The sequence below is a fragment of the Acuticoccus sp. genome (assembly GCF_965213555.1).
GTDB lineage: Bacteria > Pseudomonadota > Alphaproteobacteria > Rhizobiales > Amorphaceae > Acuticoccus.
On the sequence record NZ_OZ243890.1, the window covers coordinates 23,644 to 44,990 of the forward strand.

At 67.9% G+C, this 21,347-nt stretch carries 21 protein-coding genes and 1 other RNA gene; 8 read left to right on the forward strand and 14 right to left on the reverse strand.

What is annotated here, in order from left to right:
- Positions 1-988 precede the first annotated feature (988 nt).
- On the forward strand, positions 989-1,735 hold the full coding sequence (locus ACOOE8_RS00340; protein ID WP_420392938.1) for a glycosyltransferase family 2 protein: 747 nt from the start codon (positions 989-991) through the stop codon (positions 1,733-1,735).
- Between the two features lie 5 nt (positions 1,736-1,740).
- Here ACOOE8_RS00340 and ACOOE8_RS00345 read toward each other — a convergent pair whose 3' ends face one another.
- Positions 1,741-3,087: a nucleotide sugar dehydrogenase gene (locus ACOOE8_RS00345; protein WP_420392939.1), complete on the reverse strand. Its 1,347-nt coding sequence runs from the start codon at positions 3,085-3,087 to the stop codon at positions 1,741-1,743.
- A gap of 5 nt (positions 3,088-3,092) precedes the next feature.
- Positions 3,093-3,980 (reverse strand): glucose-1-phosphate thymidylyltransferase RfbA, encoded by an 888-nt coding sequence (gene rfbA, locus ACOOE8_RS00350; RefSeq protein ID WP_420392940.1) that lies wholly within the window; start codon positions 3,978-3,980, stop codon positions 3,093-3,095.
- A gap of 113 nt (positions 3,981-4,093) precedes the next feature.
- Between rfbA and rfbB the strand changes: the two genes are divergently transcribed.
- A complete protein-coding gene (gene rfbB, locus ACOOE8_RS00355) occupies positions 4,094-5,149 on the forward strand; it encodes a dTDP-glucose 4,6-dehydratase (RefSeq protein WP_420392941.1) in 1,056 nt (351 codons plus the stop codon).
- Between the two features lie 58 nt (positions 5,150-5,207).
- On the opposite strand, the gene ACOOE8_RS00360 is transcribed toward rfbB, so the two are convergent.
- The 12 genes from ACOOE8_RS00360 to ACOOE8_RS00415 all read right to left on the reverse strand — a co-directional run bounded on the left by ACOOE8_RS00360 (position 5,208) and on the right by ACOOE8_RS00415 (position 16,414).
- Positions 5,208-5,963, reverse strand: coding sequence for a hypothetical protein (locus ACOOE8_RS00360; RefSeq protein ID WP_420392942.1), 756 nt, complete (start codon positions 5,961-5,963; stop codon positions 5,208-5,210).
- 299 nt (positions 5,964-6,262) lie between these two features.
- On the reverse strand, positions 6,263-7,096 hold the full coding sequence (phnE, locus tag ACOOE8_RS00365; RefSeq protein ID WP_420392943.1) for a phosphonate ABC transporter, permease protein PhnE: 834 nt from the start codon (positions 7,094-7,096) through the stop codon (positions 6,263-6,265).
- A 96-nt stretch (positions 7,097-7,192) separates the two neighbouring features.
- Positions 7,193-8,197: a phosphonate ABC transporter substrate-binding protein gene (gene phnD, locus ACOOE8_RS00370; protein WP_420392944.1), complete on the reverse strand. Its 1,005-nt coding sequence runs from the start codon at positions 8,195-8,197 to the stop codon at positions 7,193-7,195.
- A gap of 24 nt (positions 8,198-8,221) precedes the next feature.
- Entirely contained in the window at positions 8,222-9,061 is an 840-nt protein-coding gene (gene phnC / locus ACOOE8_RS00375; RefSeq protein ID WP_420392945.1) for a phosphonate ABC transporter ATP-binding protein, read from the reverse strand.
- Positions 9,062-9,503: 442 nt separating this feature from the next.
- The gene (locus ACOOE8_RS00380; protein ID WP_420392946.1) at positions 9,504-9,713 is read right to left on the reverse strand and encodes a hypothetical protein; all 210 of its coding nucleotides are present in this window, start codon (positions 9,711-9,713) and stop codon (positions 9,504-9,506) included.
- Positions 9,714-9,834: 121 nt separating this feature from the next.
- A complete protein-coding gene (locus tag ACOOE8_RS00385) occupies positions 9,835-10,362 on the reverse strand; it encodes a hypothetical protein (RefSeq protein WP_420392947.1) in 528 nt (175 codons plus the stop codon).
- A gap of 12 nt (positions 10,363-10,374) precedes the next feature.
- Positions 10,375-11,925, reverse strand: coding sequence for a Do family serine endopeptidase (locus ACOOE8_RS00390; RefSeq protein ID WP_420392948.1), 1,551 nt, complete (start codon positions 11,923-11,925; stop codon positions 10,375-10,377).
- Positions 11,926-11,929: 4 nt separating this feature from the next.
- Positions 11,930-12,118: a DUF2065 domain-containing protein gene (locus ACOOE8_RS00395; protein ID WP_420392949.1), complete on the reverse strand. Its 189-nt coding sequence runs from the start codon at positions 12,116-12,118 to the stop codon at positions 11,930-11,932.
- Positions 12,115-13,791, reverse strand: a complete 1,677-nt coding sequence (locus ACOOE8_RS00400; protein WP_420392950.1) for an SPFH domain-containing protein — start codon at positions 13,789-13,791, stop codon at positions 12,115-12,117. Before ACOOE8_RS00400 ends, ACOOE8_RS00395 begins: the two co-directional genes overlap by 4 nt.
- Positions 13,791-14,990 carry an FtsH protease activity modulator HflK gene (hflK, locus tag ACOOE8_RS00405; RefSeq protein ID WP_420392951.1) on the reverse strand — a complete coding sequence of 400 codons (1,200 nt, stop codon included), beginning with the start codon at positions 14,988-14,990 and terminating at the stop codon, positions 13,791-13,793. Before hflK ends, ACOOE8_RS00400 begins: the two co-directional genes overlap by 1 nt.
- Positions 14,991-15,146: 156 nt before the next feature.
- On the reverse strand, positions 15,147-15,614 hold the full coding sequence (locus tag ACOOE8_RS00410; RefSeq protein WP_420392952.1) for a dihydrofolate reductase: 468 nt from the start codon (positions 15,612-15,614) through the stop codon (positions 15,147-15,149).
- A gap of 8 nt (positions 15,615-15,622) precedes the next feature.
- Positions 15,623-16,414 (reverse strand): thymidylate synthase, encoded by a 792-nt coding sequence (locus tag ACOOE8_RS00415; RefSeq protein ID WP_420392953.1) that lies wholly within the window; start codon positions 16,412-16,414, stop codon positions 15,623-15,625.
- Between the two features lie 242 nt (positions 16,415-16,656).
- On the opposite strand from ACOOE8_RS00415, the gene ssrA reads away from it, so the two are divergent.
- The 6 genes from ssrA to ACOOE8_RS00445 all read left to right on the forward strand — a co-directional run bounded on the left by ssrA (position 16,657) and on the right by ACOOE8_RS00445 (position 21,335).
- Positions 16,657-17,023: a transfer-messenger RNA gene (ssrA, locus tag ACOOE8_RS00420) on the forward strand.
- Between the two features lie 153 nt (positions 17,024-17,176).
- The gene (locus ACOOE8_RS00425; protein WP_420392954.1) at positions 17,177-17,704 is read left to right on the forward strand and encodes an SspB family protein; all 528 of its coding nucleotides are present in this window, start codon (positions 17,177-17,179) and stop codon (positions 17,702-17,704) included.
- Positions 17,705-17,868: 164 nt separating this feature from the next.
- Positions 17,869-18,021 (forward strand): hypothetical protein, encoded by a 153-nt coding sequence (locus ACOOE8_RS00430; protein WP_420394582.1) that lies wholly within the window; start codon positions 17,869-17,871, stop codon positions 18,019-18,021.
- 501 nt (positions 18,022-18,522) lie between these two features.
- The gene (locus ACOOE8_RS00435) at positions 18,523-19,461 is read left to right on the forward strand and encodes a TRAP transporter substrate-binding protein (protein WP_420392955.1); all 939 of its coding nucleotides are present in this window, start codon (positions 18,523-18,525) and stop codon (positions 19,459-19,461) included.
- A 102-nt stretch (positions 19,462-19,563) separates the two neighbouring features.
- On the forward strand, positions 19,564-20,058 hold the full coding sequence (locus ACOOE8_RS00440; RefSeq protein ID WP_420392956.1) for a TRAP transporter small permease: 495 nt from the start codon (positions 19,564-19,566) through the stop codon (positions 20,056-20,058).
- Positions 20,058-21,335 carry a TRAP transporter large permease gene (locus ACOOE8_RS00445; protein ID WP_420392957.1) on the forward strand — a complete coding sequence of 426 codons (1,278 nt, stop codon included), beginning with the start codon at positions 20,058-20,060 and terminating at the stop codon, positions 21,333-21,335. Before ACOOE8_RS00440 ends, ACOOE8_RS00445 begins: the two co-directional genes overlap by 1 nt.
- Positions 21,336-21,347: the final 12 nt, after the last annotated feature.

A 21,347-nucleotide genomic window follows, 5' to 3' on the forward strand; every position in this document is an offset into this window, starting at 1 on the left:
CAGGCGGTCGCGGCCATCGACGACCATCTGTCGACACGCGAGGCGGCGAGCCGGTTTGCCACTCGGCGTCGGACTGCCGGCGCGTCGCACAGTCTGTGGCGTCGGAACGGAGCGCCGAACCTGGCCGACCTGGCCGACAAGGCCATCAGTGCTTCCTCGACCAGCGTCACGCAAACGTTGAGGAAAGACCGCGGACGCTGCCGAGCAGGACCGGCCGGACGTCGCGACCGGGCACCGCCTGGAGTTCGACGGCCAGCTCGGTTCGACCCTCAGGGTTTGATCGTCATCCACGAGACTGCCACCCCATGAAGATTGCACGTCCGCGAGGACCGTCCCCGCTTGGCGAGCGCTGCCGCGTCAGCGTCCCGCGCGGCATTGGACGACGACTTCACCGCCGGCATCCGTTGGGCGGGCGGGTCGCGCCCTGTGTCCCTGACGGCGCGACGGACACCGAGGCCTTCCGCGACCAAATTCTCCTTCCCGAGCTTCGCCCCAGAGACATGATGATCATCGACAACCTTAGGGGGTCTGTAGGATCGATGGGGTGCATGAGACATTCGAAGCAACCGGCGAGCCTCCTGTCCCTTCCACAGTAGTCGTTGGGTTCAATCGACACGGACCACTTCGCCGAGCCGAAGGCGCTTCTGCTGAGATTGCAGCACTGCCGCGCGATGACCTCTGGGCTGCCGTCTGCGATGCCGACAACGGCTTCCTGTCCGAGGAATGCCGTGAGACCGGTGGTTCCCGCCAACGACGGACAAGGATGAGACCGTGTCCGTGCCTTTGGCCCCGCACCGCACCGCCGTCCGTACACGGCGCCCGTAGCACGTTAAGCTGACTTGATAAGTGTTTACATCTTCAAGTTGAAAGGCTATGGTGACAGCGATCGGCGCGCTGGGTGCATTCGTGGCGGCCTGACGTTGCTGCGACGGCTCACGTCGTCAAGGCGCGCCCTGTCATCTCGGAGCTCGGAGGCGCCGGGCTCGCCGTGAAGATCTCCGTCGTCACCGTGTGTCGCAACGCAGCTGGAACCATCGCTCACACCATCGAGAGCGTCCTCTCCCAAGGGTACGCCGACAAGGAGCTGGTGGTCTGCGACGGCGCGTCGACCGACGGTACGCAGGACATCGTAGGTCGCTACCTCGCCGCCGGCGTCCGCCTCACCTCGCAGCCCGACCGGGGGATGTACGACGCGTTGAACGCGGGCTTCGCTCGATCCACCGGCGCCGCGGTCGGCGCGCTAAACGCCGACGACACCTTCCACGACACGGGCTGCCTCGGCCGCATCGCCGAGGCCCTCGCCGAGGCCGACATCGTCCACGGCGACCTCGACTTCGTGGACGGTCACGCCGACAAGCGCGTCCTGCGGCGTTGGCGCTCGGGTCCGCGACCACGGTCGGGCTTCCGCGGCGGGTGGATGCCAGCGCACCCGACCTTCTACGTGCGTCGCGCGGTGCTTGCCGCCGTCGGCCCGTTCGACCTCGCCTACAGCCTCGCAGCGGACTACGACTTCATGCTGCGTGCGGTGGAGTTGACCACGTTCCGCACCTGCCACGTCGACGCCGTCCTCGTGGACATGGCTCAGGGTGGCCAGAGCGCTGCCAGCGTCCGCGCTCGGGTGCGTCACAACATGGAGGCGATGGCGTCCCGACGGCGCTGGCTGAAGACGCCGATCATCGACCCCGCGCTCCTCGCCAAGCCGGCCCGCAAGCTCGGCCAGCTCGTCGTGCGCTGATCCCCCTACGCGAGCACAAGCCGGCCCCGCGCCGTGAGGCCGCGACGCCGCAGGACGTTGCGCGTGTCGACGACGAGCCGCGCGTTTTCGGCCACGAGTGCCCAGTCGCAGGCGTCGTGGTCCGTGGCGATCAGCACGGCGTCGGCGGCGGCGACGGCCTCGGCCGTCAGCGGCACCGATGTGCGGCCGGCGAGCGTGCCGTGCTTGCGCGTCGGGGGTACCGCGGGCACGTGCGGGTCGTGATAGGCCACCTCGGCGCCGCGGGCGACGAGGCGCTCGAACAGCGTCAGCGAGGGGCTCTCGCGCACGTCCGGAACGTTCTTCTTGTAGGCCAGGCCGACGAGGAGGATGGTCGACGCGCCCAGCGAGCGCCGGTGCGTCTCGTCGAGCGCAAGCTCCAAGCGGGCGATTACGTAGCCCGGCATGGCGACGTTCACCTCGCCGGCAAGCTCCACGAAGCGTGTCGCGTGACCGTACTCACGCGCCTTCCATGTGAGGTAGAACGGGTCGATGGGGATGCAGTGCCCGCCAAGCCCCGGGCCGGGATAGAACGGCATGTAACCGAACGGCTTCGTCGCCGCGGCGTCGATCACCTCCCACACGTCGATGCCCATGGCATCGAAGACCGTCTTCAGTTCGTTGGCGAGCGCGATGTTGACGGCGCGAAAGATGTTCTCGGTCAGCTTCACCGCCTCCGCCGTCCTCATGGAGGAGACCGGCACGACGGTCTCGACGAACGCGCGGTAGAACGCCTCGGCGAGGCGGCCCGCGACGGGCTCCTCGCCGGCGACGATCTTCGGGATCGAGTTGGTCCTGTGCCGCGCGTTGCCCGGATCCTCGCGCTCCGGCGAGTAGGCAAGGAACGTGTCCGTGCCGACAAGGAGCCCGCGAGCCTCCAGGATCGGCCGCATGACCTCGTCGCTGGTCCCCGGATAGGTGGTGGACTCCAGCACGACGAGCTGGCCCCGGCGTCCCTCCCGGGCCACCGTCTCGGTCGTGGCGACGACGTAGGACAGGTCCGGATCCCGCGTGGCCGTCAGCGGCGTCGGAACGCACAGCACGACGACGTCGCAGTCGGCAAGCCGACCCATGTCGCTCGTCGCACGGAACGACCCGGCGGCGACGAGCTCAGCAAGTTCCGAGGAGGGCACCGCCTCGACGTAGGACCGCCCGGCGTTCAGCGCGTCCGGCTTGCTGGGATCGATGTCGAAGCCGATCACGTAGAACCCGGCGCGTGCTGCGCATGCAGCGAGCGGCAGTCCCACGTAACCGAGGCCGATGACGCCGACGGTCGCGCTGCGCGCTGCGATGCGCTCCGCCAGCGTTTCCGCCCATTGCGACGATGCTTCCAAGGCGCTCATTCCTCGGCGGCGATCTTCGACAGGTACTGCCCGTAGCTCGACTTGCCGAGGGCGCGTCCGAGCTCGGCAAGCGCGACGCGGTCGATGAAGCCGCAGTGGTAGGCGACCTCCTCGGGGCAGCAGACCTTGAAGCCCTGCCGCTGCTCGAGGGTTCGCACGAACTCGGCAGCCTGGAGGAGCGTGTCGGGCGTCCCCGTGTCGAGCCATGCGAAGCCGCGCCCCATGCGCTCCACCGACAGCCGCCGTTCCTCGAGGTAGCGCCGGTTGAGGTCGGTGATCTCGAGCTCGCCGCGGGGCGACGGGCGCAGCGTGCGGGCGAACTCACTGGCGCGACCGTCGTAGAAGTAGAGCCCGGTGACGGCCCAGCTGGAGCGCGGTGCCGCCGGCTTCTCCTCGATGGAGCGGGCACGGCCATCGTCATCGAACTCGACGACGCCGTACCGCTCCGGGTCGGCGACGTGGTAGGCGAACACGCTGGCCGAGGCGGGACCGTCGATGCCCTCGGCGCGGGCCACCGCGTTGCCGAGGAGGAGCGGCAGGCCGTGGCCGTGGAACAGGTTGTCGCCGAGGACGAGGGCGGACGGCTCGCCCGCGACGAACGCCTCGCCGATGAGGTAGGCCTGGGCAAGGCCCTCGGGCCGCGGCTGCTCGGCGTAGGCGAAGCGCATGCCCCATCGCTCGCCGGACCCGAGCAGCGCCTCGAAGCGCGGCAGGTCCTCGGGCGTCGAGATGACGAGGACGTCGCGGATGCCGGCGAGCATCAGGGTCGACAGCGGGTAGTACACCATCGGCTTGTCGTAGACCGCGAGCAGCTGCTTCGACGTGGCGACCGTCATCGGGTGCAGTCGCGTGCCGCTGCCGCCGGCCAGGATGATGCCCTTCACGGTGCCGTCCGATCGTCGGGCGCCGCTCGTCTGCGCCGGGTCTGCCGAGGCGTCTAGCAAACGCCGGCCCCCTCGTCCAAACCGTTGCGACGGCGGGGCACGGCGGAGGGGCCATGAACATACTCGTAACCGGGGGCGTGGGTTTCATCGGTTCGGCGCTGGTGCGCCACCTCGTGGCGAACACCCAGCACCGCGTCGTGAACCTCGACAAGCTGACCTACGCCGCGAACCCCGCCTCGCTGGCCACGGTCGAGGGCCACCCACGCTACCGCTTCGTCGAGGGCGACATCTGCGAGCGCGCCCAGCTCATCTCGCTGCTCGCGGAGGAGGACGTCGACTGGGTCATGCACCTCGCCGCCGAGAGCCACGTCGACCGCTCCATCGATGGCCCCGGCGACTTCGTCCGCACCAACATCAACGGCACGTTCGAGCTGCTGGAGGCGGCGCGGGCACACTGGTCGCGGCTTCCTGCGGCGCGCGCGGCGACGTTCCGCGTCCACCACGTGTCGACGGACGAGGTCTACGGCGACCTGCCGCTCGACGGCTCGCGCTTCACCGAGGAGACGCCCTACGCGCCGTCCTCGCCCTACTCCGCGTCGAAGGCGGCGTCCGATCACCTCGCAAGGGCCTGGCACAGGACGTACGGGCTGCCGGTGGTGGTCTCCAACTGCTCCAACAACTACGGCCCGCGCCACTTCCCCGAGAAGCTGATCCCCCTCACGATCCTCAACGCGCTCCACGGGGAGCCCCTGCCGGTCTACGGCCGCGGCGAGAACGTGCGTGACTGGCTCTACGTGGACGACCATGCCCGAGCGCTGGAGCTCGTCGTCTCGCGCGGGGAGCCGGGTCGCACGTACAACGTCGGCGGCGGCAACGAGCGCACGAACCTTGCGGTCGTCGAGGCGATCTGCGACGTGCTCGACCGCCTGGTCCCCTCGCCGGACGGCCCCCGCCGACGCCTCATCACCTTCGTGTCGGATCGCCCCGGCCACGACCTGCGCTACGCCATCGACGCGAGCCGGCTCGAGACCGAGCTCGGCTGGCTTGCGCGCGAGACCTTCGAGACCGGCATCGAGAAGACGGTGCGCTGGTACCTCGACAACGAGGCTTGGTGGCGCCCGATCCGCGAGGGCCGCTACCGGGGCGAGCGCCTGGGGCAGCTGACGTGACGCCAGCGCGAGTCGCGCAACGCAACATTCGGTTGTAGGCCACCAGCCCTGGTACGCCTTAACGCAGATCCATGCGGACTACCCTTGGATCCCATCTTGTGTCAAACATTACATTACCAACCGCAACTTGATCAAAAGCAATTACAATGATGCTGGAGAAATCTCGGTAGTGCAATCTTACAGCACAAGGACGATAGCTCCCCTTACTATAATGATAAGGTGCTTCGTTTGCATTCGAAATTATACAGTCAAAGGTAAACCACAAGATCGATATCCGTATCCCAATAAGTTTTCCAGTTTCATTCACAATCGTTTGTAGACTTACTGTGGAATCTACTGCAGTCAAACGAGGATAGTAAAATCCACAACCAAGCTGCAGTCCGTTACCCATCAAAATATTTGCAGCGTGTACCTTCTCAAACTCTGATGTAAGGTAAGCTGGTTGGCCGTTTGTATGCATAACACCGCCAAAATGCAAACCACTAAGAACCTTAATAGCCCATAATTCTAATGCGTAGCCATCAAGTATGTACCACCGCTCTTTTTTTCGATTGATGTGACCAGCTGAAACGTGTAGTGCAGCTTTTTGCAACGTTTCAAATGCTCGCCCTGCCATCTCATCGAGCGGGCTTAGTATCGAATTATGCTTGTCGCAAAGCACCTTCGATGTAAGACTTTGTGGACTTACGGAGACAAATTCGTCTTTCCGACCCGGTAAGCCTTGAACTTTTAAACCGTGAATACGATCTAAGATTGTTTTGGATACCCAGTGTTCTCTTGTTATTTTTTCAGAACAATTGCCTGTATGTGCCAAGTAGCACTTGTCATGACGAAAGTTCGATACTGCTTTGCAGCCTGCGTCGAACGTGACAGTTGATGTTGGCCAATCCTTCTGACCATGGCACCGGCGGTATGGTCGTCCGCTACCGCATGCGCATGTTCCTGATCGATCAAACGGCACTTGGAGAGTGTTAGCGCGCACCTAAAGCTACTTCTTTTGTTTCTGCACAGCTGTCGTTGTTAACTTATTGGTCGGCTTCGGTCTACTGACCGGATTTTGAGCCTACATGGCCATCGCGCGGCGGGGGCCGTCAAAAGTCGGCGGAACGCCGCTCACGTCACCATCCGCCGGAGCTGCTGGGACATTAGGTCGGTCAGCGTCACCGTGATGATGACGATGAGGATGATCGCCGCCGCCTCAGGGTAGTAGAAGCCGCGGATCGACTCGAACAGCACCTGGCCGATGCCGCCGGCGCCGATCAGGCCGAGCACCGTCGCCGAGCGCACGTTGCTCTCGAAGCGGTACAGCGAGTAGCTCATCCACAACGGGAGCACCTGGGGGATGACGCCGTACACCACCTCCTGCACCCGCGTGGCGCCGGTGGCGCGGATGCCCTCCACCGGGCGCGGGTCGATGGCCTCCACCGCCTCGGAGAACAGCTTCGACAGGATCCCCGTCGTGTGGATGAAGAGGGCCATGACGCCGGCGAAGGGACCGAGGCCCACGGCGACCACGAACAGCACGGCGAACACGATCTCGTGGATCGCGCGGAACGCGTCCATCAGCCTGCGCACCGGTTGCCAGACCCACCACGGCACCATGTTGTGCGAGGACAGGATGCCGAACGGCACCGAGAACACCACGGCGAGCACCGTGCCCCACAGCGCGATCTGCACCGTGACGAGCATCTCGCGCGCGTAGTACCCCCAGTCGGAGAAGTCCGGCTCGGTGAACTCCGCGCCGTACTGCCGCATGTTGTCGAAGTCGGTGATGAGGAACGTCCAGCGGTCCATCTCCGCCGGGTACCAGCTCCAGGCAAGGAGCCCTGCCAGCGCGACCCACAAGGCCGTGCTGCGCAGGAGGGCCGGCCAGTCGCGGCCGGGCTCGACCTCGGGGGCAGTCGTGGGAGCCGAGGCGCGCTCGTCCCGCGTCGCAAGTCCCGCCATCACCGCTCCATGTTGCAACTTGAGGGGCGGGCCTGCTGGCCCGCCCGCTCGCGTCGTTTGGTCGGCGGATGGTCCGCCGCGTCGTGTCGGTAGGCGTCAGCCCTGGGGCTGGGCCGCGATCTCTTCCTCGTAGCCAGCCTTCTGCGCCTGAAGCTCCTCGACGCGGGCAGACCTGTCCTCGGCCGACATCGCGGTGTCCGCCTCGATCTGCGCGATCTCCTTGGAGATCTCCATCACGCGGATCGGCAGGAGCTGCGCGTCGGAGGAGGCCCGGAACGGCGCCCAGGCGAGCCCCTCGAGGACGGCCTTCTCCTCCTCGAGGTTGCCGGACGTCTCGGGCGTGCCGTAGGTGAGGAAGAAGGTGCGGATCTTGTCCTTCGCCTCCTGCGGCAGGTCCTCGCGCCACACGATGGGGTCGGACGGGATCAGCGGCGACTTGTAGATCACCTTGATCTTGTCGAACGACTCGGGGTTGTTCTCCTCGATGCGGGCGAGGTTCTCGGTGTTGTTGGTCGCCGCGTCCAACTGGCCGTTGGCCACAGCCAGTGCGTTGGTCTCGTGGTTGGCGTTGCGCACGGTGTTGAAGCACTCCTTCGGGTCGACGCCGTTGGCGGCGAACACGAAGGTCATCGGCACCAGGAAGCCGGAGGTCGAGTTCGGGTCGCCCATGCCGAAGTCGAGCGTGCCGTCGCACTCGAGGAGGTCCTCGACACTCTCCAGCTCGGAGTCCTTCGGCGCGAGGATGAGCGACCAGTAGCCCGGGTTGCCCGACGCATCGACGGTCTGCACGAACACCTCGCCGTCCGCACGGTCCACCGCCTCCATGGCCGACTTGTTGCCGAACCAGGCGACCTGCACCTTGTCGAAGCGCATGCCCTCGATGACGCCGGCGTAGTCCGACGCGAAGAACGGGTTCACGGTGAGCCCGGTGTGCTCCTCCATGTCCTCCAGGAACGGCTCCCACTGGCGGCGCAGGTTCTGCTGGGACTCGGTGGAGATGATGCCGAAGTTGATCTCCTCGACCGCAGCGTCCTGCGCAAGCGCGGGGGCGGCGAGCGCGACGGACAGCGCCGCAGCGCCCATCGTCTTCATCAGTGTCATCGTTGGCTCCTCTCGGGTTGTGGCTTAAGCGGTAACGAGGGACGCCGCCGCAGGGGCGCCGTCCGCGTCGCGGTGGGTGGCCGGAGCGTCGGGCAGGACGAGCTCCTCGGACGCCTCGCCGTAGAGCTCCGTCAGGAAGGCCGGCGTCAGCGCGGTGGACGGGCCGTCGTAGGCGATCCGCCCGTCACGAAGCGCGATGGTGCGCGCGCAGTAGCGCCGCGCGTACTCGACCTGGTGGAGCGAGACGACGACGGTGATCCCCTCGTCGCGGTTGATCGCGCTCAAGGTCTCCATGACCCGCATCGCCGAGGCGGGGTCGAGGGAGGCGATCGGCTCGTCCGCGAGGATGACGCCCGCCTCCTGGACGAGGGCCCTCGCGATGGCCGCGCGCTGCTGCTGCCCGCCGGACAGCGTCTCGGCACGGCGGTTCGCGGTCTGCGCGATGCCGACGCGCGCCAGCGCGGCGAGGGCCTGTCGCCGCTCGGCCGTCGTGAACAGCCCCAACGTCCCGCGCCACGCCGGCACGCGGCCGAGCAGGCCGACGAGGACGTTGGTGATGACCGACAGGCGGTTCACGAGGTTGAACTGCTGGAAGATGACGCCGACGCCGCGACGGATGTCCTTGGCCTCTGCGGCGAGCCGGCCGTTCTCCTGGATCGTCCGGCCGCCGACCATGACGCAGCAGCGCGCGCCGGCGTCGCCGCGCACGAGCCCTGCGATGAGGCGGATGAGGGTCGACTTGCCCGAGCCGGACGCACCGATCAGCGCGACCATCTCGCCGGAGGCGACATCCAGCGACACGCCATCGACGGCGCGCTGCCGGCCGAACGTCTTCGTAAGGGTCTCGACAGTGATCGCCGTCATCCGCACCTCGCAGCGCGCGAGGTCTAGCGGCGCCGCACGACGGCCGTGTGCAGGTCGGATGACGGTTCGATGACGTCACGCACGGCATCCCGACGGTGGGCTCGCCTCCCGAGCCGACAGCGAGCCTCGTCCCTACCGTGGGACGCAGACGGAACGGGAGCGGAGGCTAGAGCGGTTTGGGTTTGGGGGAACCAACAAACCCCGAGAAGACCGCTCTCAATCGACGAGCTACAGCATCTTATTTGGGGCTACGAAGATCCAGGATGCCATCGCCTGCAGGGGACTTCGCCTGCGGTGCCCCGGCCTGCGCGGACGAACCCTAAGCCAGTAGCGACGCGCACCCGTCGGCGCGGACGAGGGTCCGACGCGCCGCTTCGAAGTAGGCCGCTGCCGACGGCGCAGAGGCGGGGCGACCGTCAGAACCCGCCGGCCCGAAGGCGCTCTACAGGTGCCGGCGGACGGACTCGTTCAGGTAGGCGAGCACGAGGGCGATGCCCTGCAGGCCGGACGAGGCGATGACGTACTCGATGGCGGCCTGCAGCTCGCAAGCGGCCGCCTCGTCCGCCGACAACATTCGATCACCGGACCCCTCGAAGCCCGCCTCCAAATCCTCGTCGTCTTCGTCCGTGTGGGAGTACTTGAACTCGGGCAACTGTTCCGCCTCAACGCGATGGCGCCGACGCTAGCAGGCCATCGGCCGCCCAGCAACCTATAATAGATTTAGATGCTCGGCCGAAGCTTGGCTTACCGCACGTCGCAGCGGAGCGGCGCGCTCAACGCGCGGCCTCCTCCTCCGTCAGCGCCTCCACGAGGTCGCGGAACCGGCGCACGGCGTAGCCCGTCACCTCGACCGCGGTGTCGATGTCGCGGCGAGCCTCTTCAAGGTCGAACGTGTCACCGAAGCCGGAGGTCGCACCGCCGTCACCTCCCCCATCGGCCGCAGTGCCGACGCCATCGGGGACCGGCCCGCCGGCCGCGATGGAGCGGATCGCCCCGAGGCGGCGCTCCAACACCTCGACGCGCGCGCGAAGCCGTGCATTCTCCTCCTGCAGCGAGGCCGTCGGTGCCGCAGGGGCGTCCGCTGCGACCAGCGTCTCGCAGGTCCAGGCCTCGTCCTCTCCGGAACTACAGGACGCGATCGCCCCGGTCTCCCGGTCAAGGCGCAGGACGTTGGGACCGGACGCCTCGATCTGATAGCGCCCGCCTGGGGCGCCGGCGGTCTGTGCCATGGCAAGGCCCGCCCCGGCGAGGAGGAGGACAGCCGCGATTGCGACCCGGTGGCGGTTCATCCAAGGGGACATCGACGGCGCTCCCTACTCGAGCCGCAAGGCGGTGAAGCGCAGCGCGCCGGCGGCGTTCGACAGCGTGAGCAGCGCCGTGTTGCGCCCCTCCTCACGAAGGGACGCGATGCGCTGCTCTACCGCTTGAGGGGTCGACACGGCGCGCTGTCCGACCTCGAGCACCACGTCGCCGGCGACGATCCGCTTTTCCTTCGCGCGACTGCCCTCCTCGACCTCGACGACGACGACGCCCTCGACGTCGTCCTCGATGGTGAAGCGCGAGCGCAGGCCGTCCGACATCGGCGCCAGCCCCATGCCGAGGACGGTGAGCGTCGCTGGTGCCCCGCCCTTTATGTCGCCGGCCGGCTCCTCGGTCCGCGCCGCCTCCTCAGCGCGTCGCTCGGCACGCGCCTCGTTCTCCTCGAGCTCGCCCACGGCAACGTCGAGCTCGACCTCCGCGCCCTCCCGCAGGACGACGACGGCGACGCTCTTGCCGATGGGCGTCTCGGCGACGAAGCGCGGCAGCTCGCGCATCTCAGCGATGTCGCGGCCGTCGTAGCGCACGACGACGTCGCCCGTGCGCAGGCCGCCGGCCTCAGCAGGACCCTCGGCGGTCAACCCGGCGACCAGCGCGCCGTTGGCCCGCTCCAAGCCGAGGTTGTCGGCGACGTCCTGGGTCACCGGTTGCAGGCGCACGCCGAGCCAGCCCCGACGGGTCTCGCCGAACTCGCGAAGCTGGGTGATGACCGCGACCGCGATCTCCGACGGGACCGCGAAGCCGATGCCCACCGAGCCCCCGGAGCGCGAGATGATCGCAGTGTTGATGCCGACGACGTTGCCCTTCATGTCGAACAGCGGTCCGCCGGAGTTGCCCTGGTTGATCGCCGCGTCGGTCTGGATGAAGTTGTCGTAGGGCCCGGACTGGAGGTTCCGGTTGCGGGCCGACACGATGCCGATGGTGACGGTGCCGCCGAGCCCGAACGGGTTGCCGATCGCCATCACCCAGTCGCCGACGCGAAGGTCCTCCGAGGCGGCGAACTCCAACGGACGCAACGGCTCCTCGGACTCGATCTTGAGCACGGCGATGTCGGTCTTCGGGTCGCGCCCGACGACCTCGGCGTCGAGCACCGTGCCGTCGGCGAAGTTCACGACCACCGCCTCGGCGTCCCGGATGACGTGATTGTTGGTGACGACGAAGCCGTCCGCGGAGATGATGAACCCGGATCCCATGGATTGGGAGCGGCGACGGCTCGGCGGGCCGTCCTCGCCGAAGAACTCGTCGAAGAAGTCGCGGTAGGGGACCTCGGCGTCGTCGTCCCCCTCCCCTTGCGTCTGGCCGTCGGGGATCGGTGCCGAGCGCTCGGCGACCACGCGCTCGGTGGTGGACACGTTGACCACCGACCCGAGCAGCCCCTCGGCAAGGTCGGCGACTGAGCGCGGGCCGATGTCCTGGGCCGCAGCCGACGGGGTACCGCCGATCACGGGCGCGATCGCCCCCGCGACCAAGGCGATCGCGGCACAGGCACGCAAACAGGTTGGCGTCACTAGAGTCCTCCCGTCGAAGGCGCGGGCGACGCAAGCCACGGCATCAGCCGGATCGCGCGACCCACACCAGCACCACACCCACTACGGCGGCGACGAGGCCGCCGGTCCGGATCGCATCGTCCGGCGTCTGCAACAGCCGAGCCACCATGGCGCGCATGCTGCCGGGCGCCAACGCATAGAGCGCCCCCTCGATCGCCAGGACGAGCCCAAGCGCCGAGACGAGGTCGCTCACCGCACCGCGTCGGGCTCGCCCCGCCGGGCGACCGCGACGCCCTCCCGCGTCCCATCGCCTTGGAGCGCGGCGGCCTCGTCGGGCGCGGGCTCGTCGCCCTCCGGCACCGCGCCATCGTCGGCGGGCTCGGCTGGAACGGCAGCACCAGTGTCCGGCGCCGCCTCAAGAGCCGAGCGCTCCGCCTCGGGCTGCGTGATCATCACGTCGGGCGCGGGCGCCTCGATGATGGTGACGTCCGCTCCCGTGGCGCCGGTCGAGGGTGCGCGGGACGTATCCTCAGCGTCCTGCAGAACCTCGGCCGCGCCGGCGTCGTCGCCCGCCTCGACGGGCTGCGTCGAACCCGCGTCGGTTGCCGATGGCAGCGCCTCCGCAGGCGCCTCGCCTCCCGCGTCCCCGGCGGCGGCCGCGCTCGCAGGGTCGCTCGGCGGCGGGGTCGCCGTCTCGACGGCCGCCTCCGTGGACACCTCCGCCGGCGTCACGTCCTGAATGGTCTCGTTGCGCTCCCGCTGGATCGCCGCCTCGAGGTCGCTGAGGTCCGTCCCGAGCGCCGGATCGAGGATGCGCGGCTCTACCTCGCGGCGGATCGACTCGATCTCCTCGCGCGCCGCGGCGGTCTCCGCCTCCGCCTCCTCGGGCGACGCAGGCTCGGGCAACGCCGCTTCGGCTTCCGCAACCGGCTGCGGCCCCTCCGCCCCCTCGACCGGCTCGCCATCCGCTGGTTCGGCCGACGCCGTGCCCCGATCGGGGGCCGCCCCGGTGCTCTGCGGAAGCGTGGAGAGCTGGCCGGACGCGCGCACGCCCTGGCGTTGGACGCCGCTCGGGTCGCTGAAGTAGCGGAAGAAGTCCGCGTCGGGCGACAGCACCAAGCGTGTGTCCTGCGACGCGAGGCTCTCCTCGTAGGCCTGCATGGCCCGGTAGAAGGCGAAGAACTGCGGATCGAGCGAGAAGGCCCGTGCGAAGATCGCGTTCTTGCGTCCGTCGCCCTCACCGCGGATCTGCTCGCCCTCCCTGCTGGCCTCCGCGCGCAGCACGGTGGCGGTGCGGTCCGCCGCGGCGGTGATGCGCCGTGCCGCCTCGTCGCCCTGGGCTCGGATCTCGTCGGCCTCCTGACGGCGCTCGGTCTGCATCCGGCGGAAGATCGCCTCCGAGTTCGCCTCCGGCAGGTCCGCGCGGCGGATCCTCACGTCATACACTTCGATCCCGATGTTCTCCGCGCGCGCCGCGACGTCCGCCTTGATCCGCTGCATCAGCGCAGGCCGGTTGTCGCGCACGATGTCCTGGAAGGTCGCGTCGGCGAGGACGGCCCGCAGCGAGGCCTGAACGAACGTGTTGAGGCGCTCAGCCCCCTCTTCGACGTTGTTCACCGTCTGGTAGAACTGGACGGGGTTGCGGATGCGGTAGCGCATGAACGCGTCCACCACGAGCCGCTTCTGATCCGCCGCGATGATCTCCTGGGCCGGCACGTTGAGGTCGAGGATCCGCTTGTCGAGGATGAGCACGTCCTGGACGAACGGGATCTTCGTGTTGAGCCCGGGATCGCGGATCGTGTCGCGGACCTGGCCGAACTGCAGGACCAGGGCCTGCTGCGTCGGGTTGATGATGAAGAGCGCGTTGAGCGCCGCCACCGCCGCGACGGCGACCACGATCAGCAGGACGACGAGTCCGATGCGCATCAGCGTGCTCCCTCAGTGGTCTGCGTCGTGCTGCGGCTGCGCTCGAGGCGGTCGAGCGGCAGGTAGGGCACGACGCCCGAGCCCTGCGCCTGGTCGATGATGATCTTGTCGGTGCCGGCCATGACGCGCTCCAATGTCTCGAGGTAGATGCGCTGCCGCGTCACCTCCGGCGCCTTACGGTACTCCTCGTAGACCGAAAGGAACCGATCCGCCTGACCGGTGGCCTGGGCGATCACCTGGTCGCGATAGCCCGTCGCCTGCTCGACGATGCGCGCCGCCTCGCCGCGGGCCTCAGGGACCACGCGGTTCGCGTAGGCGTCCGCCTCGTTCTGCGCGGTCTCCTGGTCGGCGCGGGCGGCCTGCACGTCGCGGAAGGCGGCGATGACCTGCTCGGGGGGGTCGACCTTCTGCATCTGGACCTGGGTGATGTCGATGCCGGCCTCGTAGCTGTTCAGCGTCTCCTGCATGAGCTGCTGCACCGCGAGCTGAACCTGCTGCCGCTCCTGGGTGAGGATCGGCTGGATGTTGCGCCGCCCGACGACCTCGCGCATGGCGCTCTCGGCGACCTGCTTCACCGTCCCTTCCGGGTTCTCGATGTTGAACAGGAAGTGGTCCGGGTTGTCCCGGTCGACCTGCCACTGAACCTTGAAGTCGATGTCGACGATGTTCTCGTCGCCGGTAAGCATCAAGCTCTCCTCCGGCACGTCGCCGGTCCCACCCCGGTCGTTGCCGCCGCGCGAGCCGATGACGAGCTCGCGGATGCGCAGGACGTCCGGGGTGAAGACCTCGCCGAACGGATAGGGAAGGTTGTAGTTGAGGCCAGGCAACGTGTTGCCCACGTGCCGTCCGAGGACGAGCTCGACGCCGACCTCACCGGGTCGGACGGTGTAGATGCCCGTGGCCGCGTAGATCATGGCGACGACGATCGCGGCGATGGCGATCCCGCGTCCGCCCAGCCCCGTCATCGACGGGCCGCCACCGGACGACCCGCCGCCGCCCTTGCGCGGGAACACACGCTTCAGGCGGTCCTGACTGCGGCGCAGCAACTCTTCAAGGTCCGGCGAGTTCTGTGGATCGGGCCCGCGCTGAGGACCGCCGCCCCAGGGGTTCGGCCGGTTCGGTCCGCCGCTCCCCCAGGGGCCGTCGCCGCCACCCCACGGTCCGCCGCCCTTGCCGCCCGACTGGTTGTTCCAGGGCATTCACGCTTCCTCTACCGCTTGAGGCCCGCAGGTCGGGCCCGCTGGTCGGGCTCGACACCCACACGATCGCACATAATCATCGGGCGGGCCCGCGCAAACGCGTCGTAACGCGCACCGGACCAGCGGGGTATAGGCTGGCCGACGCCGCCGCGGCAATCAACCGTCTCCGGGCAACCTGACATAGGTTTCATGGTGGAAGGCGTGCTCGTCGCTCGGGCTTCGCGTCCCCGGCCTCGTCCCGGCCAGGCGAAAGCGCTTGGGAATCGCAGGGAACACCGTGTCGCCCTCCGGCTCGGCGTGGACACGCGTCAGGTGGATCGTCTCGGCGAACGCCATCCCCTCCGCGTAGATGCGGTGACCGCCGATGAGCGCCAGGTCGTCCCCGGCCGACGCGAGCGCGGCCGCGAGCGTGGGGGCCGTCTCCACGCCCGCGAGCGGCTGGGACGTCACGACGATGTTGCGCCGGCCCTTCAGCGGAACGCCGATCTCCTCGAAGGTTCGCCGGCCCATGACGACGGTCCGGCCGAGCGTGAGCGCCCTGAAGTGCCTCCGGTCGGTGGGCAGGTCCCAGGGGAGGGCGCCGTCGCGGCCGATGACCCCGTTGCGGGCGACGGCCGCGACCATGATGATCGTCACACCGCGACGGGCGCCCTGATCGCCGGGTGCGGATCGTACCCCACGACGCGGATGTGGCCGGCCTCGATGGCGAACAGGTCGCGGGGCGCACCCGACAGGTCGAGCCGAGGCAGCCCGCGCGGCTCGCGGCTCAGCTGCTCGCGGGCCTGGTCGAGGTGGTTGAGGTAGAGGTGCGCGTCGCCGAGCGTGTGGATGAGGTCGCCCACGTCGAGCCCCGTCGCATGCGCCACCATGTGGGTGAGGATCGCGTACGAGGCGACGTTGAACGGCACGCCGAGGAAGGCGTCCGCCGAGCGCTGGTAGACTTGGCAGGACAGCCGCCCCTCGGCCACGTGGAACTGGAACAGGAGGTGGCACGGCGGCAGCGCCATGCGCTCCAGCTCACCGACGTTCCAGGCCGACACCACGTGCCGACGGGAGGACGGGTCGGAGCAGAGCCCCTCCACCACCCGCGCGAGCTGGTCCACCGGACCATCCTCAGTGGGCCAGCCGCGCCACTGGCGGCCGTAGATCGGACCCAGCTTGCCGTCCGCGTCAGCCCACTCGTCCCAGATCGTGGCGCCCCGAGCACGCAGCGCGTTGGCGTTGGTCTCGCCGGCCACGAACCACAAGAGCTCGGCGATGACCGAGCGGAGGTGGACGCGCTTGGTCGTCACCACTGGCAGCCCGTCCGCCAGACGGTAGCGCGTCTGGTGGCCGAACACGGAGAGGGTACCGACCCCCGTCCGGTCGGCTTGGCGCACCCCCTCGTCCAGGATGCGGCGCAGGAGGTCGTGGTAGGCTTGCATGCCGTCTCCCCAAGTCGTTGGCCTCGCCGGACCGCGCCCTCGGTTCGCACGACCGCGGCGGCGATGACCCTGCCGTTGCGAAGGGCAAGGTCCGGCGACACTGCGTCGTCACGCGCACGTGCGGCAGGCCCAGCCTCGCGGTCTCCCCAGCTCGTTGGCGTTCGTCGCTGCGCGCTCGCGGATCCGAGCCGACGCATGGCGCTCCAGCCTCGCCAAAGCCCGATGCACCCGTTGCGACAAGCCCCCTTCTCCGGCGCGCCCCCATCGCCTATATTGGTTTCGTCAGCGACGGCTGGCTATGGCGATAAACGGGGTGCGCAATAAGCTCTTCGGACCCGGGGGCAGTACCCGGCGCCTCCACCCAAGCGACGGGCCGGCTTACGGCGCCGTGCGTCGCTTCGGCGGGGGCGAACCAGGATCGACGAGGGTGTAAAGGCTCTTCTTTCGCTCGGTATGGTACCACCGTCATCGGACCAAACTTGTAGTTGCGAATGACAACTATGCAGAGGCCCGTCTCGCTGCGTAAGCGGCGCGACACCTCAACTTAAGTCCTCCCACCGCAAGTGGGAGGCGGGGTTTGGAGGCACCTGGCAACAGAAGCCTCCGCCTTCCCTCCCTCCGGCGCCGTACTCCGTGGGCCGCGATCGGTCACACGAGAGGTTCATCTCCGAGCAAGGCGCGTCGGCGAACATGCGGCTGGGCCGGCGTGTTGGCTTGGGGAGGGGCGTGCGCTACCAGTCGCGCACTCATGGAGGTTGGATCGTGGCTGACGATCTCATCCGGTACGACGTGCTGGTCCAGGATGCGCTGCGTGGCGTGGTTCGCAAGGTTATGCGGGAGGTCGCGGACGGTGGCCTGCCGGGCGAGCATCACTTCTACGTCGCGTTCGATACGACCGCCCCCGGCGTGCGCATGTCGTCCAGGCTGCGTCAGCAGCACCCCGAAGAGATGACAGTCGTCCTGCAGCATCAGTTCTGGGACCTCGCCGTGTCCGACCACGGCTTCGAGGTCGGGCTCTCCTTCGGCGGGGTGCCCGAGCGCCTCCTCGTGCCGTTCGCGGCGGTGAAGGGCTTCTTCGACCCCTCGGTGCAGTTTGGCCTGCAGTTCGACCCCGCGACCGCGGACAAGAAGGGTGACGCGGCGCCGAGGAGCGTGCCCGCGCTGCCGTCGAGCCCGGTGGATGCCGCCCCCGAGGCCCCCGGCGCGGCGGACAACGTCGAGCCGAGCGAGGAGGCGCCCGCCGAGGGCGCGGAGGTCGTCTCGCTGGACGCGTTCCGCAAGAAGCCCTGATGGACCGGGGCAAGCGGATCGCGCTGTCGGCGCACGATGGGGTCAAGCCAGCGCTGATCGCCTGAGCGTGCGCCAACGAGCGCGTTCTTTCGCCACACCGATCGACCGCGACCGGCAACACCGGCCGGCTGCTCGCGCGCGAGACGCGACTTCCGGTCGATCTCCTGCGCGCCGGCGCCCTGAGTGGCCACGTGGAGCTCGGCGCGTTGGTCGCCGAGGGAGGCGTCGACCTCCTCATCGTCGTCGTCGACCCGCTGACTCGCACCGCCCATGACGTCGACCCGCCGCCGCTGTGGCGCATGGCGACGCTGACCTAGAAGCGCAATCGCACCCAATGAGGCGACCGCGGACGTCCTCGTCCGCTCGGAGCTGATGGGCCGCCCCTACCCGCGTCCGCGCGTCCGGCCCGCGCTCCCGACCGTGCAACAGCGCCTCGAGGAGAGGTCCGACGTCGCCTGACGCCACCCGGACCTCGCCATCTGCCCAAGTCCCTCCCCACCGGGTTTGCCTGCTGGCGCTGGGCGAGCGCCGACCGTGCCTGCGCCGAAGATCCTTCTCGCCCAGCAAGCAACGGCCGCCTACGTCGCGGCGCCGGACCACCGCAAGGTGAAGTCGGGTGCACCTCCTTCCGCGGACCGTCCCGTTGGCCCGCACACTCATCGTCTCGGGCGGCTGCTTGACAGGACCCACCGCTAAATCGCCCACCGCTAAATCGAGTGTCAGCGTATAACGAGGCGGGCTGCCCAAGGCCTTAGACAGGAGGGAACGTGATGAAGTTTCACGCTGGGCTCGTCGCCCTGGCCGCCATGCTTCCGGCCATGTTCGCCGCCGAAGGAGCGGCGGCGCAGATCCGCCTCCAGGCTGCGACCATCGCTCCGCCGGACAACGTCTGGTCCAAAGCCGGCGACCGGTATGCCGAGCGCGTTGCCGAGCGCACCAATGGCGAAGTCACGATCGACATGAGCTATTCCGGATCGCTTGGGAATGCCGAGGAAACCATCGAGGCGCTGAAGTTCGGCACCATCGACATCGTGATCCAGGAGGTCGGCCAGCTCGACAACTACGACGAGATTGCCGGCCTCGGCGTCTATCCCTACCTCATCCGCGATGTCGATCACTTCCGCGAAGTCTTCAAACCGGGCGGAGTTGGCGAGGAGTTCTTCGCCGCAGTCGAGGAGCGCACTGGCTACAAGACCGTCGGCGCCGGCTTCCGCGGCCCGCGTCAGATGGCCACCAACCGCGAGGTACGGACGCCGGACGACCTTGCGGGTCTCAAGATGAGGACGCCCAACCAACCGATCTACCGGCAAACGTGGGACGTGCTTGGCGCAAGCCCGGTCCCGATGCCGAGCCTCGAAGTATACACTGCGCTGCAGCAGGGCATCATCGACGGCGCGGAGAACCCTCTCGAGGCGCAGATCCGATCGAAGTACTACGAAGCTGTCCCCTACGTCATCATGACGGCGCATGTGAACCCGTACTACACGTTCATCTTCGACGCCGAAAAGTTCAACTCGCTCTCCGAGGACGTACAGCAGATCTTGATCGAGGAAGGCCGGGCTGCGATGGATTGGGGCACGGAACAGATCCTTGCCTCACTGGACGACTACGAGCAGCTCCTCAAGGACAACGACATCACCATCATCGAGCCCGACCGCGAGGCGTTCCGCGCCAAGCTGGAGCCGATGAAGGAGAACTTTCCGGAAGACATCCAGGAGTGGATCGAGCGCATACAGGCTGTCGGCCAACAAGGCTGAACCAACGCGTACCGAGCCACGGCCTGTCCCCTTTGGGGCGGGCCGCCTCCGTGCTGGCGCGGAACGCTGGGCAAGCGCCTCCGACCAAAGGTCCGATCCCGCATGCGCACCGTCCTGCGGACCGTCGAGTGGGTGCTCGACAAGGTTCTCATCGTCCTTTTCGCAGCGATGGTGTTCGCCATCGCCTGGCAAGTGTTCGCTCGCTACATCCTCGAGGCGCCGACCGCCTGGTCGGAAGAGCTCGCCCGCTTTCACATGGTCGCGGTGACAATGCTCGGCAGCGCTCTGGTCGTTGCGCGCCAGGGGCACGTCGACGTCACGGTCTTCGTCGAGCTTCTGCCGACCGCGGTGCAGCGCGTTCTCGCCGTCGTGCGTGACCTTCTCATCGTTGCGATGGGTGGGTTCCTCGCTTGGGCCGGGTGGGGGCTCGTCGAGTCGGGAGGGCGACGCGTCTCCAGCGGGCTCGGGGTCTCCATGGCGATCCCCTACTCCGCGGTCGCCATCGGCAGTGCCCTGATCGCGATCCTTGTGATCCTGCGGCACTTCAGGGCCAGCCGCGAGGACGATAGGAACCGCCTGGACGAGGACGCAGCTTGATGCTGACCATCCTCTTTCTTGGCTTTCTGGTGCTCATGCTCATTGGCATGCCGCTCGGCTTCGCGATCATCATCGCTTGCTGCGCGGCGATCATCTTCGGCAGCGACATCAACCCGCTCATCATCCCGCAGCGGCTCTTCGCAGGGATGGACTCCTTCTCGCTTCTCGCGATCCCGTTCTTCCTCCTTGCCGGCGCGCTGATGTCGGCAGGCGGGCTATCGGACCGGATCATCGGCTTCGCCAACGCCCTCGTCGGCCGCCTGAAGGGCGGGCTCGCGGTGTCGAACGTCGTCGCTTCGATCTTCTTCGGCGGCATCTCGGGTTCGGCTGTCGCCGACACCAGCGCCATCGGGGGCACCTTCATCCCCGCCATGGGCCGCCTCGGCTACACGACGCGCTACGCCGTCGCCGTCACCGCCGCGTCCGCACCGATGTCGCCGCTGATCCCGCCGTCCATCGCGTGGATCATCTATGGCTTCCTCACCGATCAGTCGGTCATCCGCCTGTTCTTCGCCGGCATCGTCCCAGGCCTCCTTTGGGCCGGAGCGATCATTGTGGTCGTGATTTGGCAGGCCTATCGGGGGGACATGCCGACCTACAAGGTGACGTCGCTGGGCGAGTTGTGGACCTCGTTCCAGCGGGCGGCGACGGCGTTGATGATGCCCGTCATCATCCTTGCGGGCATCCTCTTCGGCGTCTTCACCGTCACCGAGGCGTCGGCGGTCGCCGTCCTCTACGCGCTCTTCGTCGGTACCGTGGTACACCGCGAGCTCACGCTGCGGACCATCCTCGGGGCAGTGCGCCAGTCCATCGCGACGACGGCCGTTGTGATGATCATCATCGGCAGTGCGAACCTCTTCGCGTGGATCCTGGCCTACGCGGAGGCGCCCGAGCGGATCGCGGCCTGGATCACGACCATCACCGAAAGTCCGCTCGGTTTTCTCCTGCTCGTCAACGCGATGCTCCTCGTCCTCGGCACGTTCATGGAGACGAACGCGGCGAAGGTGATGGTGGTGCCCATCCTGTTCCCCATCGCGTTGGGCCTGGGAGTAGACCCCATCCACTTCGGCGTCGTCATCACGGCGAACCTGTGCCTTGGGCTCATCACGCCGCCGCTCGGGATCGTCCTCGCGCTCGCCTGCCGCATCGGCGACATCAGGCTAGACGAAGGCGTTCGCGCGGCCTGGCCCTTCATCGCCACGAGCGCGATCGTGGTCCTCGTCCTTACCTTCTTCCCGCAGATCTCGCTCTGGCTGCCGAACCTTCTGCTCGACTAAGGGAGCCCTGAC

Coding starts and splice junctions, on each gene's coding strand:
- phnE (WP_420392943.1), bottom strand. CDS start 7,096: ATGGCGGGACTTGCGACGCGGGACGAGCGCGCCTCGGCTCCCACGACT.
- ACOOE8_RS00385 (WP_420392947.1), bottom strand. CDS start 10,362: ATGTCCCCTTGGATGAACCGCCACCGGGTCGCAATCGCGGCTGTCCTC.
- ACOOE8_RS00415 (WP_420392953.1), bottom strand. CDS start 16,414: ATGCAAGCCTACCACGACCTCCTGCGCCGCATCCTGGACGAGGGGGTG.
- hflK (WP_420392951.1), bottom strand. CDS start 14,990: ATGCCCTGGAACAACCAGTCGGGCGGCAAGGGCGGCGGACCGTGGGGT.
- ACOOE8_RS00445 (WP_420392957.1), top strand. CDS start 20,058: ATGCTGACCATCCTCTTTCTTGGCTTTCTGGTGCTCATGCTCATTGGC.
- phnD (WP_420392944.1), bottom strand. CDS start 8,197: ATGACACTGATGAAGACGATGGGCGCTGCGGCGCTGTCCGTCGCGCTC.
- ACOOE8_RS00410 (WP_420392952.1), bottom strand. CDS start 15,614: ATGGTCGCGGCCGTCGCCCGCAACGGGGTCATCGGCCGCGACGGCGCC.
- ACOOE8_RS00440 (WP_420392956.1), top strand. CDS start 19,564: ATGCGCACCGTCCTGCGGACCGTCGAGTGGGTGCTCGACAAGGTTCTC.
- phnC (WP_420392945.1), bottom strand. CDS start 9,061: ATGACGGCGATCACTGTCGAGACCCTTACGAAGACGTTCGGCCGGCAG.
- ACOOE8_RS00435 (WP_420392955.1), top strand. CDS start 18,523: ATGTTCGCCGCCGAAGGAGCGGCGGCGCAGATCCGCCTCCAGGCTGCG.
- ACOOE8_RS00400 (WP_420392950.1), bottom strand. CDS start 13,791: ATGCGCATCGGACTCGTCGTCCTGCTGATCGTGGTCGCCGTCGCGGCG.
- rfbB (WP_420392941.1), top strand. CDS start 4,094: ATGAACATACTCGTAACCGGGGGCGTGGGTTTCATCGGTTCGGCGCTG.